The 17,779-nt window shown below is 63.0% G+C and carries 18 protein-coding genes and 2 pseudogenes; 9 read left to right on the top strand and 11 right to left on the bottom strand.

Translation table 11 applies throughout. The features are described 5' to 3' along the window. Window positions 1–3 precede the first annotated feature (3 nt). The 5 genes from nadA to AC13HB_RS00410 form a co-directional block, all read right to left on the bottom strand. On the bottom strand, window positions 4–1,113 hold the full coding sequence (nadA, locus tag AC13HB_RS00430) for a quinolinate synthase NadA (protein WP_482947742.1): 1,110 nt from the start codon (window positions 1,111–1,113) through the stop codon (window positions 4–6). 163 nt (window positions 1,114–1,276) lie between these two features. Continuing rightward, entirely contained in the window at window positions 1,277–1,975 is a 699-nt protein-coding gene (locus tag AC13HB_RS00425) for a pseudouridine synthase (protein WP_482947741.1), read from the bottom strand. A gap of 81 nt (window positions 1,976–2,056) precedes the next feature. Beyond that, window positions 2,057–2,440: a hypothetical protein gene (locus AC13HB_RS00420; protein WP_482947740.1), complete on the bottom strand. Its 384-nt coding sequence runs from the start codon at window positions 2,438–2,440 to the stop codon at window positions 2,057–2,059. Window positions 2,441–2,515: 75 nt separating this feature from the next. Then, entirely contained in the window at window positions 2,516–3,487 is a 972-nt protein-coding gene (locus tag AC13HB_RS00415) for an NUDIX hydrolase (RefSeq protein WP_482947739.1), read from the bottom strand. After that, complete coding sequence (locus AC13HB_RS00410; protein WP_482947738.1) at window positions 3,487–4,104, bottom strand: YfbR-like 5'-deoxynucleotidase; 618 nt, start codon at window positions 4,102–4,104, stop codon at window positions 3,487–3,489. The genes AC13HB_RS00415 and AC13HB_RS00410 overlap by 1 nt, the downstream gene beginning before the upstream one ends. Window positions 4,105–4,300: 196 nt before the next feature. Between AC13HB_RS00410 and AC13HB_RS00405 the strand changes: the two genes are divergently transcribed. Then, a complete protein-coding gene (locus tag AC13HB_RS00405) occupies window positions 4,301–4,675 on the top strand; it encodes a hypothetical protein (RefSeq protein WP_482947737.1) in 375 nt (124 codons plus the stop codon). A 24-nt stretch (window positions 4,676–4,699) separates the two neighbouring features. Here the strand turns inward: AC13HB_RS00405 and AC13HB_RS00400 are convergent, their stop codons facing one another. The 4 genes from AC13HB_RS00400 to AC13HB_RS00385 all read right to left on the bottom strand — a co-directional run bounded on the left by AC13HB_RS00400 (window position 4,700) and on the right by AC13HB_RS00385 (window position 8,553). Beyond that, window positions 4,700–5,353 (bottom strand): nitroreductase family protein, encoded by a 654-nt coding sequence (locus AC13HB_RS00400; RefSeq protein WP_482947736.1) that lies wholly within the window; start codon window positions 5,351–5,353, stop codon window positions 4,700–4,702. 29 nt (window positions 5,354–5,382) lie between these two features. Then, window positions 5,383–6,315 carry an EamA family transporter gene (locus AC13HB_RS00395; RefSeq protein ID WP_482947735.1) on the bottom strand — a complete coding sequence of 311 codons (933 nt, stop codon included), beginning with the start codon at window positions 6,313–6,315 and terminating at the stop codon, window positions 5,383–5,385. 160 nt (window positions 6,316–6,475) lie between these two features. After that, window positions 6,476–7,438, bottom strand: a complete 963-nt coding sequence (locus AC13HB_RS00390) for a TolB family protein (RefSeq protein WP_482947734.1) — start codon at window positions 7,436–7,438, stop codon at window positions 6,476–6,478. Further along, the gene (locus AC13HB_RS00385; RefSeq protein ID WP_482947733.1) at window positions 7,438–8,553 is read right to left on the bottom strand and encodes a beta-ketoacyl-ACP synthase III; all 1,116 of its coding nucleotides are present in this window, start codon (window positions 8,551–8,553) and stop codon (window positions 7,438–7,440) included. Before AC13HB_RS00385 ends, AC13HB_RS00390 begins: the two co-directional genes overlap by 1 nt. Window positions 8,554–8,797: 244 nt before the next feature. On the opposite strand from AC13HB_RS00385, the gene AC13HB_RS00380 reads away from it, so the two are divergent. Continuing rightward, window positions 8,798–10,009: an ammonium transporter gene (locus AC13HB_RS00380; protein ID WP_482947732.1), complete on the top strand. Its 1,212-nt coding sequence runs from the start codon at window positions 8,798–8,800 to the stop codon at window positions 10,007–10,009. 7 nt (window positions 10,010–10,016) lie between these two features. On the opposite strand, the gene AC13HB_RS00375 is transcribed toward AC13HB_RS00380, so the two are convergent. Continuing rightward, a complete protein-coding gene (locus AC13HB_RS00375; RefSeq protein WP_482947731.1) occupies window positions 10,017–11,132 on the bottom strand; it encodes a beta-ketoacyl-ACP synthase III in 1,116 nt (371 codons plus the stop codon). Between the two features lie 185 nt (window positions 11,133–11,317). Here AC13HB_RS00375 and AC13HB_RS00370 point away from each other — a divergent pair, with 185 nt between their 5' ends. From AC13HB_RS00370 to AC13HB_RS00345, 6 genes and pseudogenes are all read left to right on the top strand, one after another. Then, the gene (locus AC13HB_RS00370; RefSeq protein WP_482947730.1) at window positions 11,318–12,424 is read left to right on the top strand and encodes an S-(hydroxymethyl)glutathione dehydrogenase/class III alcohol dehydrogenase; all 1,107 of its coding nucleotides are present in this window, start codon (window positions 11,318–11,320) and stop codon (window positions 12,422–12,424) included. A 62-nt stretch (window positions 12,425–12,486) separates the two neighbouring features. Continuing rightward, window positions 12,487–12,714, top strand: coding sequence for a FitA-like ribbon-helix-helix domain-containing protein (locus AC13HB_RS00365; protein WP_482947729.1), 228 nt, complete (start codon window positions 12,487–12,489; stop codon window positions 12,712–12,714). After that, complete coding sequence (locus tag AC13HB_RS00360) at window positions 12,711–13,130, top strand: type II toxin-antitoxin system VapC family toxin (protein ID WP_482947728.1); 420 nt, start codon at window positions 12,711–12,713, stop codon at window positions 13,128–13,130. The genes AC13HB_RS00365 and AC13HB_RS00360 overlap by 4 nt, the downstream gene beginning before the upstream one ends. Window positions 13,131–13,166: 36 nt before the next feature. Beyond that, complete coding sequence (fghA, locus tag AC13HB_RS00355) at window positions 13,167–14,021, top strand: S-formylglutathione hydrolase (RefSeq protein WP_482947727.1); 855 nt, start codon at window positions 13,167–13,169, stop codon at window positions 14,019–14,021. 1,348 nt (window positions 14,022–15,369) lie between these two features. Continuing rightward, a pseudogene (locus tag AC13HB_RS00350) lies at window positions 15,370–15,468 on the top strand (IS6 family transposase); the annotation flags it as partial. A 73-nt stretch (window positions 15,469–15,541) separates the two neighbouring features. Then, window positions 15,542–15,784 (top strand): annotated as a pseudogene (locus AC13HB_RS00345) (transposase); the annotation flags it as partial. A 445-nt stretch (window positions 15,785–16,229) separates the two neighbouring features. Here AC13HB_RS00345 and AC13HB_RS00340 read toward each other — a convergent pair. Then, window positions 16,230–16,601 (bottom strand): hypothetical protein, encoded by a 372-nt coding sequence (locus tag AC13HB_RS00340; RefSeq protein WP_482947726.1) that lies wholly within the window; start codon window positions 16,599–16,601, stop codon window positions 16,230–16,232. 256 nt (window positions 16,602–16,857) lie between these two features. On the opposite strand from AC13HB_RS00340, the gene AC13HB_RS00335 reads away from it, so the two are divergent. Beyond that, entirely contained in the window at window positions 16,858–17,289 is a 432-nt protein-coding gene (locus tag AC13HB_RS00335) for a hypothetical protein (protein WP_482947725.1), read from the top strand. Window positions 17,290–17,779: the final 490 nt, after the last annotated feature.

The following is a 17,779-nucleotide window of genomic DNA, read 5'->3' as shown; positions in this document are numbered from 1 at the left end:
GGGTCAGACCGAGACGATCTCGACGGGCTTTTCCTGCCTGGTCGGGTCGAAGCTGGCGGGTTTGGCCGGCTTGGGCAGGTCGAGCATGGCCTGGACCGAACGCCGGGCGCCTTCGATGACGTCGTCGGGAACGGTCACTTCGTGCTGTTCCAGACGCAGGCAGTCATAGATGTTTTCCAGCGTGATGCGCTTCATGTGCGGGCAGAGATTGCAGGGGCGGATGAACTCCACCTCCGGCACGTCGGCGGCGACATTGTCGCTCATCGAGCACTCGGTCAGCAGCACGGCCTTCTGCGCGCCCGAATGCCTGGCCCAGTCGGCCATGGCGGCGGTCGAGCCGGCATAGTCGGCGGCCTGGACCACATCGACCGGGCTTTCCGGGTGGGTGATGATCACCACGCCCGGATGCGCGTCGCGCAGATCCTGGATGTCCTGCGCGGTGAACTGCTCGTGCACTTCGCAGCTGCCGGCCCAGGTGAGGATTGTCACATCGGTCTGGGCCGCGACATTCTTGGCCAGATACTGGTCGGGCAGGAGAATGACCGTGTCCGAGCCGAGGCTCTCGACGACCTGCACGGCGTTCGACGAGGTGCAGCAGATATCGCACTCGGCTTTGACGTCCGCCGAGGTGTTCACATAGGTGACGACCGGCACACCCGGATAGGCGGCCTTGATGCGGCGCACGTCTTCGCCCGTGATCGAGCTGGCCAGCGAGCAGCCAGCGCGCGTGTCGGGGATGAGGACCGTTTTCTCGGGCGCGAGGACCTTGGCGGTCTCGGCCATGAAGTGGACGCCGGCCTGGACGATGATGTCCGCCTTGCTTTCCGCAGCCATGCGGGCGAGGGCGAGGCTGTCGCCCATCAAATCGCCGACGCAATGGAAGATGTCGGCGGTCATGTAATTGTGGGCGAGGATGACCGCGTTCTTTTCTTTCTTGAGCTGGTTGATGGCGTGGATGAGCGGCGCCTTTGCCGGCCACTCCATCGGCGTCACCACGTGTTTCACCTTCTCGTAGAGATGGTCCGTGGCGGCCTTCACCTCGTCCGTATAGGCCAGTTCAGGCCGGTCCTGTTCTAAGGCTTGAGGCGTGCCGTCCCAGTTCAATCGGTCCATTTTCCCCTCCCTTTTGCTCTCTATGAGCATTATTAGGGTCCGAATATCGGCGACGCCTTGTATGGCTGCCGCCGTCATTCCGCATTTTGCTCGAAGTGAGCTTATGCTGAGACCTATATATGCTCGCGCTGAGCATTGTGCAAGGGACGCGGCTTGTGCCGGATCAGAACGGGCAGGGGCTGACGAATTCGACCGGCGCGCCGCCATCGGGATGCCGGAAGGCCAGGCGCTCCGCATGCAGACAGAGCCGGTCGGCGGCGGCGAGGGCGTCGGCGTGGGCGTAGAGATTGTCGCCGAGAATCGGATGGCCGAGATGCGCCATGTGGAGGCGCAGCTGGTGCGACCGCCCGGTCTTCGGCGTCAGGCGCAGCCGCGTGATCCCGTCTGTCCGGTCCAGCACTCGCCAGAAGGTCTGCGCAGGACGGCCGCGCTCATGGCAGATCATCTGCCGCGGCCGGTTGGGCCAGTCGGTGATGATGGGCTGGTCGACCTCGCCTTCGTCGGCGGCCATATCGCCCCAGACGCGGGCGATATAGGACTTCTCCGTCTGGCGCTTCTCGAACTGCTTGCCGATATGCGCCTGGGCGTGGGCTGTCAGGGCCAGCACGATGACGCCGGACGTGTCCATATCGAGCCGGTGGATGATGCGGGCTTCGGGGAAGTCGATCCGCGCCCGGGCCTCAAGACAGTCGGCCCGGTCCGGCCGGTTGCCGGGTACGGTCAGCAGGCCCGACGGCTTGTCCAGAACGAGTATGTGACCGTCCGCCTGCAGGACCGGCAGCGGTCCTGCCGGCGGGGGCCGATAAGTGAAGGGGCGAGGCGTCACACCGGGATTGTTGAGAGAGGAAAAATGATCGGACACGGGCTGGTTGCGCTTCAGTGATGCGGGCCAGTCCTACACACAAACGGCACTTAAAACGAGGTTCACCCTGGAGCGGTGGAGCTATTCAGCACTCGCAACGCCAGACGACATGTCGCGCGAAGCGTCACCACGACGATAATCTGATGAGCCTGTGATGTTCGGACGGACTTTCCGAATAGTTAGAAAAACACCGAGCATGAGGATGGCAAAAATGAAGGCGGAAACAGCGAATGCGAGGTCGATTTGCACCAAACCGAAAAGGACGATTGCGCAGAGCAGTGAAGGAATAACCAGGCGTTTGAAAGGGCCGAGATTGTCTTGCATGAGCGCCATGCAGATGCCGACCGCAATGATACAGGCGCAGCTCAGCGCGTAGGCCTCAAGACTGAGAAAAGCAAGCGCAGCGAACGCACAAATGCCTACGATGACAACCAATAAGACGAATCCGCCACTAACGCCCCGCATTTCAGTCCCCCGACCGTACTCACTCAAAACAGCGAGACAACATATGATCGTCAATCATGAATTGCAAATGTGTTGTCATGGCTCTTTAAGTCGTGGCGTTGCGAGACCTAATGACGGCAGGCCTGCGAGCGCTTCGCGGCGGTAGCGGAAGAGTTCCGCCGGGCGGCCGCCGGTCCGGCTTTCCATCTTGCCCGTGCCTTCCACGAAGCCGGTCCGGTCGAGAGCGCGGCGGAAATTCTGCTTGTGCAGGCGATAGCCGATCACCGCCTCGACCACGCTCTGGAGGTGGGAGAGGGTGAAATGTTCCGGCATCAGCTCGAATACGACCGGGCGGTATTTGATCTTGCCGCGCAGCCGGCTGATCGCAGTCGCCAGGATGCGGCGATGGTCCGAAGCCATGGGCGAACCGAGCGCGAGCTCCGGACCCGCGCCGTCGGAATGGCCGTCCCGCGCGGCTTCCTCCACCAGGCCGGCTTCATAAAGGAGTTCATAGCGGTCGAGCACGCTCTCCTCGTTCCAGCCGGATGCGCCGGCACCGAAGACCAGCTTGATGCGGTCGTGCCGCGAGGCACGCCGGCCCGGCACGCCGGCCTCGTCGGCCCAGGCGGAAAGGCGGGGAATGATTTCCGCCTCGATCATGTCCGGCTTGCCGTCGCGCCAGTCTTCCCAGGGGAAGAAGCGGTACCAGCTGCGCCACTGGCCGCCTCCGTCCGGCGGCGGGGCGTTGTCGGGCGTCAGGGCGAGATAGCCGATCGAGATAATGCGGGCGTCTTCGGATCCGGTCATGGCTGCGAGCGGGGCTTCCCGGCCGCGATCGCCGAAGGTGTAGAGCTGTTCGACATAGCCCAGCTGGAAACGCGCCTGTTCGGCCACCCAGCGTCGCAGTCCGATCTCGAAAGTGCGGTGGGCGCCCGGGTCGAAGGGGCCGAAGGGCAGGGCGACCTGGCCGCCCGGCTGGGGCACGATAAGGACTTTGGGATCCTCGGCGTCGGAAGCCAGGATCACGGCATTCAGGCCGACGGAGAGCGCCTGCCCGAGCGGTTCCATCAGCCCGCTTCCAGCTCGCCCAGCACGGTCTCGAACCGGTCGAGGAACAGACGCTGGGCTTTTTTCACGGGCAGGGGGTCGATGGCGATCTCCAGTTCGGCCGGCGGACGGCCGAAGAATTTCACGGATTCGGCATGGCTGAAACCGGCGATCTGCGTAGCTTCGAAATAGGCGCAGATCACGTCCGCGCGCTTGATCTTGCGCTTGGTCTCTTTCGAGAGCTTCGGGGGCAGGCCGAAGCGCAGGTGGATGGCGGCCTCCAGACGGTCTTCGAACTCGCGATAATTGACGCCGAGCGCTGCCTTGAAGGGGCTGATCATGTCGCCGATCACATATTCCGACGCATCGTGCAGCAGGGCGGCGAGACGCCATTTGTGATCGAGCGACGGATAGAGCGCGTCGAGAATGTCGAGCACGACCACCGAATGTTCGGCCACGGAGAAGGCGTGATCGCCGTGCGTCTGTCCGTTCCAGCGTGCAACGCGGGACAGGCCATGGGCGATGTCCTCGATTTCCACATCGAAGGGAGACGGGTCGAGCAGGTCGAGCCGCCGGCCGGAAATCATCCGCTGCCAGGCGCGAGGGGCTTCCTGTTTCTTGCGGGCGGCTGCGGGCATGTCGGGACTTTCTCTCGGCGTCTCAGGATGGCGTGGGGCGGGGAGATAGCACTCCTGCGCACCGGGCTCCACCATGAGATGGTGCCTGCCCGGTCATCTTCCACAGCCGGCTGCGCTCCGATGCCGCATCGCGCGGCGGATTGACCCCGCTGTCGTTTCGGAGTGCGATACCACTGAACTCATTTGGGAGATGTCAATGTCGCTGACGCGTGTTGTGATGAGATTGGGACGCAACCCGGATGCCGGCTTCCCGGACGGTGACGACCGCCACGGATATGTCGTGACCGCACCGCTGGACAAGGACGGCAAGCTCGATGTCGAGCTCTGGCGCGCCAACAAGGCCGACTGCACGGTCGACCGTTTCTCGCCCGACCCGGACGAGAAGGCCGATGGCTGGCTCTCCCACCGGGGCTCGCACTGGTTCTTCCGCTATGACGAGGAAGACGAGGGTCCGGACGAGCCGGTCTACCGCCTCGGCGACCACTCCATGCGCGTGGGCGATTATCTCACCATTCACGAAGCCGACGGGGATGATCTGACCTACAAGATCACCGAAGCCCGCCCGGTCTGAACCGGGCGCGGCGACGGTCGCATCTCAGGCCCGGACGAGCACGTCCTCTGTGGGCCTGCGGGGCTTTTGCGGCCAGCTGCCCTCGGCGGCATAACCGAGCGTAACGAGCATGACCGGGATCTCGGTCGGAGACAGGCCGAACCCGGCGCTGACGGCATCGGCATCGAAACCGCTCATCGGGCCGGTCGCCAGGCCCATCTCCTCGGCTGCCAGCATCAGCGTCATCGCTGCCAGCGAGGCGGAGCGAAAGGCTTCGTCCCGCTGCAATTGCTGCGAGTCCGTATGGGTCGTGCGGACGGCTTCCACCCAGCTTTCCGCCATCGCCTCCGGGAGAATGCCGGCCTCGACCGAGGGGGCGAGGGTTTCGGCCAGTCCGTTCCAGCCTTCCAGCGTTCCGCAGACAATGATGGTGACGGAGGCATCGCCGATCTGGGCCTGCCCGTAGGCCGCCTCGCGCAGGCGGGCCTTCGCCTCGGGCGTTTCCACCGCAATGAATTTCCAGTTCTGGAGGTTATAGGCGGAGGGGGCCCGGGCCGTGAGTTCCAGCAGGCTCTCCACGGTTCCTGTGGGCAGGGAGCGGTCCGGCTGGAACAGGCCGACGGAACGGCGTTGCCGGATGGCGTCGGCGACGGAAAGCCTCTCCGTGCGATCGAAGAGGGCAGCCTTGTTTGCGAGCATGCGAGATTCCTGTTTCGTGAGTTGGGTGGTCATTCGGCCGGTTCGAGTGCGGGCCGCTGAGCCGGCAGCGGAACGGGGCGCCTTACGGGCCGTGCCGGTGCGGTGCTCAGCTGTATGGCGAAAACGCTGGCGAGCACGGTGACGAAACCCGCCAGGGCGAGGAGGGACAGGCTTTCGCCAAGAAGGACCCAGCCCAGCGTGACGGCGGTCAGGGGGCTCAAAAGGCCCAGCGAGGACACGGCGACGGGCGAAAGTCGCGCAATGCCGCGAAACCAGAGCCCATAAGCGAGCAGAGCGCCGCACAGGGTGAGATAGGCATAACCCAGCTGGTTGAGCGGGCTGAGCGCAGGCAGGGGCGCATCGGCGAGGCCAGCAAGGGGGAGCAGGACGAGTCCGCCGATCAGCAATTGCCAGCCGGTCAGGCTCGCAACCGGGAGCCCGGTCTGCCAGCGGCGGGTCAGATAGGTTCCCAGCGCCATAGAGGCCGAGCCTGCGAAAGCCGCGAGGATGCCGAGCGCGTCCCAGCTGGCGCCGGGCGTGAGGATGAGGGCGGCCATTCCGCCGATGCCGAGGATCGCGGCAAGGGCCGGCACACGGCCGGGCGTGCGCCCTTCCACGCTCCAGGCGAGCGCCATGATCATGAGAGGCTGGAAGGCGCCGATAACCGCGGCGAGACCGCCGGGCAGGCGATAGGCCGCAACGAAGAGCAGGGCCTGGAAGGCGCCGATATTGAGGATGGAGAGGATGACGAGCCTGACCCAGGCGCTCCGGTGGGGCAGCCTGCGGGTGAGGGCGACCAGGACGAGGCCGGCCGGAAGGCAGCGCAGCAGCGCCGCGGTGAAGGGCCGGTCCGGAGGAAGGGCTTCCGTGGTGACGATATAGGTCGTCCCCCAGATCATGGGGGCGAGAGCGGTCAGGAAAGTGTCGATCCCGGCGCGTGCGGACTGGGCTGGATGGGTCATCAGGATGCCTTCAACTCAAGCGATTTCCTGTCGCTTGAGCTATTGATCCTGACGGCGTCTCACTAGACGGAATTGGGGAAAGGGACTGTCTCCCGGAAGGAAATGACTCGTGCTGACAGGCCCTGTCCAAGGCTCCGTAGCCGTGGACAGGCCCCGCGAATTATTCTTCCGCGACGATCGCGATCTGCGTGGCGTCCGGGCTTACAGCGACACGCGTGACGCCGCTCAGACCGAGTTCGCCGAGATCGAAAGTCTCGCGCTGCTGACGTGACCGGTACTGGAGCGTTTCCTCCCCGGCAGCGAAGAAAGCGTAGCGGCCTTCGGGATTGAAGAGGACGGCAAAGTCCTGCCAGGTGTCCGGCAGGAGGAAGCGGGGCGAAAGCTCCCCGGTCTCGGGATCGAGGGCATGGACCCGGTGCCGGCCGTTTTCGTCCTCGATCGATACGAAGATATGACCGGCCTCCGATCGCGCGAAGGTCCGGCCCGGATTGTCCGCAAGATAGGTGACCGCCTCCGGTGTCACCGTCCGGTCGATCAGGGCGAGCCGGTTGGGCTCGCCGAGCGCGAATGTGGCGACGAAGTCCATGCGGCGCGAGAAGACGTAATAGCCCACCGGGGCCAGCGCTTCTGCCGAGACACGTTCGCCGCTCTCGACATGGTGCAGATAGACATTGCCGGCATAGCCGCCGGGCGGCTGATAGATATAGCTGAGAATCCCGTCCGGCGCGATGCGGGGCGAGTACTCGCTCTCGTCCGGCGTTTGCGTCACGGCGATCGTCTCGCCCGTCTCCAGGTCGAGACGCCAGACGTCGGTTTCGCCCGTGGCCGGGTCGCCCGCCGTGTAGAGCAGGCCGGTGCCGTCCGGCGTGAAGAAAGGCTGATTGTCATAGCCCGGCCGGGTAACGCCGCCGATGCGTGCGCCGAGCGACGGCGTGTTTCCGGACCAGTTCAGCGCATAAATATGTATGTCGGTTCCGGGCAGGCCGGCCGCCTCCTCATTCGCGGCAGCGTCCGTGTCGTCCGTAGAGGCGGGCGTAACCGCACCGGCCTCTTCGGTCTCATCCTGCGAGCCCGAACAGGCTGCCAGACCGGCAGCCAGAATAAGAGCGAGTGCGATGCGCATCAGCGTTTCCTCACGGCAGCGGTCCCGACGCCATAACCGGCGCCGAAGGCACACATCACGCCGGTCTGGCCCGGCTTCATGTCGTCGGAGTGCATTTCGAAGTTCATCACGACGGACGAGGAGGACGTATTGCCGTATTCGTGCAGGATGGCGGGCGCGTTCTCTTCCGTCCGTTCGCGGCCGAGAATGCGTTTCGCGATCATGTCGACCATGCGGATATTGGCCTGGTGAAGCCAGGTCCGGTCCACATCCTCCGGTTTGAGATCGATCCGCTCCATCAGGGCCTGGGCCACTTTCGGGGCGAAGCCGACCACATCCTTGAAGACGCGGTGTCCGTCCTGGTCCAGATGCGGCTCGTAATCCGGCTGGACCTTGCGTTCGGCGGCGTTGAGGAAGCCGAAATCGGAGCGCAGAGCGTTGGACCACTTGTTCTGGCAATGCGTGCCCAGAACCTCCCAGCCGCCGGGCCTGCCGTCATCGGCTTCGACGATGATGGCGGCGGAGGTGTCGCCGAAAATGAAGTGAACGTCGCGCCGCCAGTGCACATTGATGCAGGTCATGATTTCCGGCGAGCTGATCAGGATGCGCCGGGCCTGTCCCGAAGCGATCATGCCGTTGGCGATGTGCAGGCCGTAGAGCGCCGAAGCGCAGGCCATGGTCAGATCGAACGACCAGCCGGTGCAGCCGATCTGATCCTGAATCTCGGTGGCGACCGCCGGGAAATTTCTTTGCTGGGCGGAGGAGGCGACGATGACGCCGTCGATATCGGCGCCGGTATAGCCGGCCTTGTCGAGCGCCTGATTGACCGATTTGAGCGCATACTCCGCATGCGTGGAGACGTCTTCCACGGGACGCGGCGGCATGTGGGGCACCATGCGGTCGATATCGAGAATGCCGTCCTTCTCGTAGACGTGACGGCGTTCGATCCCGGAGGCATTCTTGATGAATTCGCTGCTCGAGAGCGGCGCTTCTTCCATGTCGCCGGCGGCGATGGCGTCGGCATTCTCGCGATTGAAGCGCTCGGCCCAGGCATTGTAGCTGGCGACGAGTTCGTCATTGTCGATAACGCTGGGCGGGGCCCAGCATCCGGTCGATCGGATCAGGCTCTTTGGCACGGTCGAGACTCTTTCTTCCCCTTCACGCTGTCAGGGTAAAGCATGAGGCCGTCCGATCAATGCGCCTGATCACTCGGGCGTCTGCGCGCCGCCTGCAAATCGGGCAGGCCTGCCACATCGTGAGGCGTCGGCCCGTGAAAAACGCGATTTTGCGCCTGCGAAGTCGACGTGCGGGGATTCCGCTTCCTAGCCTTTGCGCCAGACCTGCCATCGAGGCGCAACACACGGTTCTGCGGAGGCCCTTATGGATAGCGGAAACAATGCCTGGATCCTGACCTCGACTGCCCTGGTCCTGCTCATGACCTTGCCGGGGCTGGCCCTTTTCTATGCCGGCATGGTGCGCCGCCGGAACGTGCTCTCCACAATGATGCAGAGCCTCGGGGCCGCAGCGGTGGTGACCGTCGTCTGGGCCCTGATCGGCTATTCGCTCGCCTTTTCCGACGGCGGCGCTCTCAACGGTTTCGTCGGCGGCCTCGGCCGGATCGGGCTGGCGGGAATCACACCGGAGACCATGGCGGGCGATCTGCCGGAAAATCTCTTCCTCATGTTCCAGCTCACCTTCGCCATCATTACTGTGGCCATTATCGCCGGTGCCGCGGTGGAGCGAATCCGCTTCTCCGCCTTCATCATTTTCGGCGGTATCTGGCTGGTGCTGGTCTATGCGCCGATCTGCCACTGGGTCTGGGGTGGCGGCTTTCTCGGCGAGGCGGGTGTGCTCGATTTCGCGGGCGGGGCCGTCGTGCATATCAATGCCGGCGTGGCCGGGCTCGTTCTGGCCCGCTTCGTCGGTGCCCGGAAGGGTTATCCGGGGTCCAATATGGCACCGGACAATCTCGTCCTGACCGTCGTGGGCGCCGGCCTGCTCTGGGTCGGCTGGTTCGGCTTCAATGGCGGCTCGGCCCTCGCGGCCGACGGTGCCGCCGCCCATGCCTTCGTCACCACGCAGCTCGCCGCTGCCTCCGCCGTGCTGGTCTGGATGGGGCTGGAATGGATCCTGCGCGGCAAGGCCAGCGTGCTCGGCGCGGCCTCGGGCGCAGTTGCCGGTCTCGTCGCCATCACGCCGGCGGCCGGTTTCGTGCCCGCCTGGTCGGCCTTCCTGATCGGTGCCGGCGGCGCCTTCGGTGCCTATTGGGGCGTGACCGCGCTCAAGCGCTGGGGCGGCTGGGACGACAGTCTCGACGCCTTCGGCCTGCACGGCGTGGGCGGCCTGGTCGGCGCCATCCTCACCGGCGTCTTCGCGAGCGAGGCGATCGGCGGTACGGGCGGCCTGATCGAGGGCAATATCCTGCAGGTCTGGACCCAGACCTGGGGCGCACTGGCCGCCGCCGCCTATTGCGGCGTGGTGACCTGGCTGATCCTCTTCGTGCAGTCGAAGCTGATGAGCCTGCGTGTCGACGAGGAGGCAGAAGTCACCGGCCTCGACACCAGCCTGCACGGCGAGTCCGTGGCCGGCTGATCCCGACCTAGAGCTTTTCGACGAAGACCGTACCGGCCGAATAGCCCGCGCCGAAGGAGCAGATCAGGCCCTTCTCGCCCGGCTGGAAGCCGTCATGATGGCGGTGGAAGGCGACCAGGGAGCCGGCACCGGCGGTATTGGCGAACTCGTCGAGGATGACAGGCGCCTCTTCCTCGGTGAAGTCGCGGCCGAAGACCTTCTTCGCCACCATCATGTTCATGTTGATATTGGCCTGGTGCAGCCAGAGCCGCTTCATGTCGGCCGGTTCGAGGCCGAAGCTTTCCATGTCGGCGAGGATCATCTCCGCGACCATGGGGCAGACTTCCTTGAAGACCTTGCGGCCTTCCTGGACGAAATAGCGGTCCTCGAAGGCCGGTTCCGGGTCTTCCGACGCGTTCAGGAAGCCGAAATTCGAACGGATATTGTTCGAGTATTTCGTCATCATGTTGCGGCCGAGCACGCGCCAGCCTTCGCCGCCGGCCACCTCTTCCGCCTCGATCAGCATGGCCACGGCGACATCGCCGAAGATGAAATGGCTGTCGCGGTCGCGGAAATTGAGCTGCGGCGTGGTGATTTCCGGCGTCACGACCAGGACGGACTTGGCCATGCCGGTCTCGATCATGTTGATCGCATTGACGATGCCGAACGTGCCGGAAGAGCAGGCCACGGTCATGTCGAAGCCGAAGCCTTCGATCCCCAGCTCGTTCTGGATCTCGATCGCCATGCAGGGATAGGTGCGCTGCATGGAGGTGGCCGAGCAGATCACGGCATCGACATCGGCCGGGGCACGGCCGGCATTGTCCAGCGCCTCGCGGGCGGCGGCGACGCCGGCTTCGGCCATCAGGGAGAGGGCTTCGTTCTCACGGGGCGCGACGCGCGGGCGCATGCGCTCGACGTCGAGCACGCCCTCCTTGTCGATCGTGTAGCGCGACTTGATGCCCGAGGCCTTTTCGATAAAGCCGACCGAGGACGGGTTTTTCGGCTCCAGCGTGCCGCGCTCGATGGCGTCGGCGTTCTCCGCGTTCCAGCGCTCGACATAAGCGTTGTAGCAGGCGACCAGTTCTTCGTTGGAGACTGACTCTTCCGGGGTCCAAAGACCCGTCGACCGGATAACGACGCCCATCACTTCACTCCTGAACCGTCTGGCAAGGCGCGGGACCTTAGTCCCGGCTGACCCGCCCGTCACTATGGAAGCTGCGAATGAGTGGCATACCGGAGATGCAAGCCCGGCGTTCCATGCTTTGACTACGCCCTGTCCGGATGCGAAACCCGATCATCCAATCGTCTCGCTTTCCAGGAGGATGCCCCATGAAGACCCGTGCTGCCGTCGCTTTCGAAGCCGGAAAACCGCTGGAAATCGTCGAGGTCGATCTGGAGGGGCCGAAGGCGGGCGAGGTCCTCGTCGAGATCAAGGCGACCGGCATCTGCCATACCGACGAATTCACGCTCTCCGGCGCCGATCCGGAAGGCGCGTTTCCGGCCATTCTGGGCCATGAGGGGGCCGGCGTGGTCGTGGAGTGCGGGCCGGGCGTGACCGGGCTGGAGCCGGGCGATCACGTCATTCCGCTCTACACGCCGGAATGCCGCGAATGCGACTATTGCCTCAATCCGAAGACCAATCTGTGCCAGTCCATCCGCTCGACCCAGGGCCAGGGCGTGATGCCGGACGGCACGTCGCGCTTCTCCTACAAGGGCGAGAAAATCCTGCACTATATGGGCTGCTCGACCTTCTCGAACTACACCGTCCTGCCGGAGATCGCGCTCGCCAAGGTCCGCAAGGACGCGCCCTTCGACAAGATCTGCTATATCGGCTGCGGCGTGACGACGGGCATCGGCGCGGTGATGTTCACCGCCAAGGTCGAGCCCAACTCCACCGCCGTCGTCTTCGGTCTCGGCGGGATCGGCCTCAATGTCATCCAGGGCCTCAAACTGATCGGCGCGCGCCAGATCGTCGGCGTCGACATGAACCCGGCCAAGGAGTCGATGGGCCGCCAGTTCGGCATGACCGATTTCGTCAATCCGAAGGACCACAAGGACCTCGTCGGCCATCTCGTCGATCTGACCGGCGGCGGTGCCGACTATTCCTTCGAGTGCATCGGCAATGTCGAGGTGATGCGCGCGGCGCTGGAGTGCTGTCACAAGGGCTGGGGCGAGAGCGTCATCATCGGCGTGGCGCCCGCCGGCGCGGAAATCCAGACCCGTCCCTTCCAGCTCGTCACCGGCCGCGTCTGGCGCGGCTCCGCCTTCGGCGGCGCGAGAGGCCGCACCGACGTGCCCAGGATCGTCGACATGTACATGGAAGGCCGGATCGATATCGACAGCCTCATCACCCACAAGCTCAAGCTCGAGGACATCAACAAGGGCTTCGACCTGATGCATGCCGGCGAAAGCATTCGCAGCGTGGTGGAGTATTAGAGGCAGGCTTTTCTGATGGGCTGTATCGTGACATGATATCACACTGATATCAGGAGGCGCGCATGGGCCAGGTCATTATCCGGAATCTCGACGACAGCGTGCTCGTCAGTCTCAAGCGCATGGCGTCGAATGAGGGCAAGTCGCTGGAGCAATTCCTGCGCGATCTGCTGGCGGACAAGGCGCGGGACGACCGGGAGAGCTTCTTCGAGTTCGCGCGCGGCATGCGGGAGCGCTGCAAGCCGACCGATCTCGATCCAACGGATCTGATCCGCGAGGACCGTGACCGGTGAGACCGGCTGTTTTCGATGCCAGCGTCGTGGTGAGGCCCTTCCTGCCGGTCGAAGGCGCGGAGCGGGCGCTCCTTGCGACACGGCGGTTCGCGATGGTCGCGCCGTCACTGCTTCTGGTCGAGGCTGCGAATGCCTTCTGGAAATATGTCCGCCGCGGGATCGCGCCGCTGGAAGACTGTCAGGCCGCATTGCGCCATCTGTCCGGTTACGCGGATTTGCGGCCGGATATGGGGCTGTATGACGATGCACTGGAGCTCGCTGCCAGGCTGGAGCACCCGGTGTATGACTGCCTTTACCTCGCACTGGCGCGTCGCGAGGCCTACCCTCTGATTTCCGCCGACCGCCGATTGCTGGCTTTGGCGGATGACCGTCTCGGTCTTGAAGCGATCGCCCTGACCGAATTCGATGAAAACTGATCAATCAACTCGACCGAACGAGGACACAGCCGAACCATGACACCCGTCTCCTCCTGGAAGTCCTTCGGCGGCACGCTGTCCGTCCATGATCACGAGAGTGCAGCGTGCGCGGGCCCGATGCGATTTGCGGTCTATACGCCGCCGGCGGCGAAGGACGGGCCGGTGCCGGTGCTCTGGTATCTCTCCGGGCTGACCTGCAACTGGTCGAATGTGATGGAAAAGTCCGGCCTGCAGCGCTTGGCGTCCGAGCTGGGCCTGATGGTCGTCGCGCCGGACACCTCGCCGCGCGGCGAGGACGTGGCCGACGACGAGGCCTACGATCTCGGCCAGGGCGCCGGTTTCTACCTCACCGCCACCGAGATGCCCTGGGCGCCGCACTACCGGATGGACCAGTACATCGCCGAGGAATTGCCGCGCCTGGTCGCCTCCGCCTTTCCGGCGGATCTCGACCGGCAGGGCATATTCGGCCACTCCATGGGCGGACACGGGGCGCTGACCCTGCATCTCAAGCATCCGGGCCGCTATCGCTCGGTTTCCGCCTTCGCGCCGATCGTCGCGCCGAGCAAGGTTCCGTGGGGGCAAAAGGCCTTCAACGCCTATCTCGGCGACGAATGCCCGGCCTGGGGCGAGTACGACGCCTGCGAACTGGTCAAGCGCCAGCCCGGCGACGTGCCGATCCTGATCGACCAGGGCGAAGCCGATCAATTCCTGGAAGAACAGCTCAAGCCTGAACTCTTCGAGGAAGCCTGCCGCGAGTCCGGCCAGGCCCTGACGCTAAGGCGCCAGCCCGGCTACGACCACTCCTATTGGTTCATCGCCAGCTTCATGGACGACCATCTGCGTCATCATGCCGAGGCGTTGGTGGAGGGGTATGGCGAGGCGCGGAAATAGGTGCGTGTCCCCCGGTTTTTTGGGTTTTTGACAGACTGCAAAGTACGGGCCAAGCATACGCCACCGGGGTTGGCTTGGGCGGGCCGTTCCAGCCGACAGAATCGAATAGCAAATCCTCGTGTGAGGAATAATTTCGTGAGCATCCAAACTGTCATTTTTACATTCTGTGTCTTGGCGGTATTTTTCGGCTCGATAGGGGGATTTGTGTTTTTCCGTCGATCCATTGATCCTGTGCGCTACAGCGACACGCCTTATGATCTCCTCGCTAGAAACATAAAAATTGGGGGGTGTGAGTTTCTATTGTGTTTGGCCTTTTAAGTGGTTCTACCTTAGCCTTGGGTGTGCTGGGCCATTTTTTCTTATAGAGTGGGGCGGTGAGCGCCGTGGCGCGTCTTTCCTCTCCGGTTTCCCCGCGCTGAACACTTGTCCCTAGCGAATTGAGTTTGATCATTTCAACGTGTCATCCCGGCCGGATAGCCCGCGCAGGCGGGCTGTAGAGCCGGGACCCGTAAGCCCGGGATTTGGTCGGAAGCCGTGGCCCCTCCATCTCCCACTGATACCCTGCTTGCCCACCCCAGCGCGCAAATGGCAGTATTTGCCCGTTAGGGGAGAGTCGGGAAATCATGCGAACAGGGATTGGTAGCGGGCGGTCCTGCCGGGGGGGCGGTAGGCGGGGCTGGTTCTTTGTTTGGCTTCCGGTTTGTTGCTGACCGGGTGCAAGACGACGGCCTTGCCCGGCTTTGCTCCGGCTGCCGAAGCTGTGTCCACGACGCCGCGTTCCGATCCAGAGACGGTTGCTTCCAGCCGCGCTGAAGTGGCGACAGTGCTCCCAGGCAAGTTGATATCGGTTTTGGCCCTAGCATAGGAGGTAGTAGTCTTCAGGTAGATGGCGTTGCTAACCTTACTGTGATAAACTTTCAACCTGTTGCGAGGTATTTTGGAAGAGCGTTGGAGCGTAGAGCCCAATGTGATACGGAAGGACCTTAATATTATGAAAAAAATGTATTGGGTCGTAAATATTATAATTTTCGTTGTAATAGTATTGCTCGTAAATAATTTAAACATACATGGGGTTTGGACGAGCGTTCTTCTTATTTCTATTGTGGCAGCCCTGACTTTAAATCGGTGGATTTTAGGGCCTAGTAGAAGAGATTAGAGCAATGTAAACAGGGGCGGTGTGATGTGTGGACGGCCACTGTTCTGCAAGGTCTGATTTGAGTGATTTTTGATCATTGCGGGTTGCCGTCATGTGGGCGCTGTCAGAAGAAAATCGCTTGAGCGCCAACTGGCGGTTTCGTAGCCTCCTCGCACGCGTAATCCCTTCCGGTATTTCAAGACTTCGCCCGAGATTATCCGCCTGGCAGTGATGCTGTATATCCGCTTTCCGCTGTCGCTCCGTAACGTGGAGGATCTGCTCCACGAACGCGGCATTGACATTACGCATGAGATGACTCTGGCCTGCCCCACCCAAGTGGCCCGTTTTGTGAGTTAGGGTTCGGCTCCAACTGAGGAGTTCGAAGATGGGCCGCAAGACTTACAAGGCCGAAGAAATTATCGCGCATCTGCGGGAGGTTGAGGTTCGCCAGGGCCGAGGCGAGAGCATCGCTGCTGCTGTGAAGGCGATCGGGATTACCGACCAGACCTATTACCGCTGGCGCCGGGAGTATGGTGGGCTAAAAATCGATCAGGCCAAGCGGTTGAAGGCGCTGGAAAAGGAGAACCAGCGGCTTCGCAAGGCAGTGTCGGACCTGACGCTGGACAAGAAAACCGGGGACACGTACCGATTAAATCTTCCGGCGGTTGCCCGCTTCGCCGTTTCGGGCGTCCGGATTGCCCCGGTCTGAGCCGGCGGCCAGATTTGGTTTCCAGCACATCGATCCAGGCATCCGATCCCAGCGGGTATCCCGACTGTGCGAAATCACCCAGCAGGAAAAACGGGGACAGATGGAATTAAGGTGCTGAAAACACGTCTCCAGTCTGCTCAACCGTCCGAACGCCAGTCCTGCCCCTTAAGCGCCGCGCGCAGACCGATCCATACATCTCATGTCAGCCAGCGGGCCGCACGGGTCCAGCGCCGTCAAGGCGCATGCCCGCTGTGCGGCGCCGTAGGCGGCCTTGACGGCGCTGAGCCCAGGCGGCGACATCCCGGCAAGAGGCTTATGGGGCGGTGAGCGCCGTGGCGCGTCCTCCGTCCTTTGGACGTGGAGCTCAGTCTTCGCCCGGCGTCTGCAGCCAGGTCTCCGCCTCGGACAGCACGCGGAAGCCCTGGACGGCGATGCCGGCACCGGCCAGCGTCTCCATGATCGGGCGGACGCGCCGTTCCGTCGCCATTTCCTGCAGCAGAACGGCGATGCGGACATCGGGCGGGAAGACGGAACGCACGCGATCCGCGATCATGGCACGGTCGGTATCGTCGATCATCGGATGATAATAGCGGGCATCGACGAGCAGTCTTGGCGTCTTGCGCTCGCTCATGAGCATGGCGGCATCGCGAATACGCTGGAAGATATTCGACGCATCGCTGACATGATCATGCTCCATCAGCACATACCCGTCGCGCGCGATGACTTTGCCGTCCATGGGATACCCCGAATACTGATATGCCTTACGCATAAATTGATCCGCGCCATTCTCAAACCGATAAACGAGGCAGGTGGAATTGGCGGCTAAAATGCACCGGTCCGCGGATTCCCGCTTCCACGCCTTTTATTGCCTTGCGCCAGATTTGGGCGCACACTTGTTCCACGCTCGCCCAAAGGGCTCAATTCGATGAGGTCTAGGCTTTAACGTCGGCTGCGGATTGTCGGTCCTTGCGCTTGTGTGCGGAGGTCCAGTCATGGTGTGGACGAGTCGGATCATCGCAATCATTGCATTTGGGCGATCAGCCTACAGTTTTTGGTACCTTGCCGTCGGGCTGCTCGCGCGGTTCGGGGTTGCTCAACCGCTCGGCGCAACAACGTTCGAAGCCGAGGCCTTGGGGCATCTTCCGGCGCTGCAATACATGGTCTGGGCCGCCTACGCTTCGGGATATTCGTTGGTAGGCGTGATGCTTCTGGCCCGCAGTGGCTGGGTCGTGCCGATAGTTGTCGCGACTGTCACCGTTGATATGAGCTACTGGATCCTGATGCTGTTTTCCGACTCCTACTCTGCTCTGACTGCACTTGCCGACGGCTATGTCGACCTTTTCATCAACATCGCGAATTTCACAATTCTTATTGGGTCAGTCCTCCTCGCGATCTATTGGTCTCGGCTCACTCCGCGCCATTAGGGCCAAGCGGCTCCCAGGGAAGAATGGGGACAGTTGGAATTATGGTGCGAAAAACACGCCTCCCGTCGTCTCAACCGTTCGAACGTCGGTCCTGTCCCGTACGCGCTGCGCCGTCCCGCTCCGGTTTCCCCGGACGGTGTTCCGGGGAAATTGAACGTGTTCCACTCAGACCGTCACCCTGACGAGAGTCAGGCCCCGGCTATCCAGCCTGACGCCGATATGTGTTCCGAGTTCCGCTCGCCCGCATTTCGCTTTGTGAGCTGGGTCCTGACTTGCGTCAGGATGACATTGGATGGGGGCTGCAGAAGAGTTTTATCCCCACCCTCAAGACCTCCCGCATAATCACCCTCGTTCTCGCACCGCTCGAGGCCCGGCCTGGTTCGCCGGGGGTGCGGGGAGTACGGAGCCTGCCCGTCTCTGCTGACTGACCAAAGCAGGGCCCGGTGGTGGCCATCGGTTCGGAGAGGCAGCAAAAGCGCTGACTGTCTGT

Source organism: Maricaulis sp. B-26, from assembly GCF_056857855.1.
Note: the sequence above shows the minus strand (reverse complement) of the source record. Positions and strands in the feature narration are given on the sequence as shown.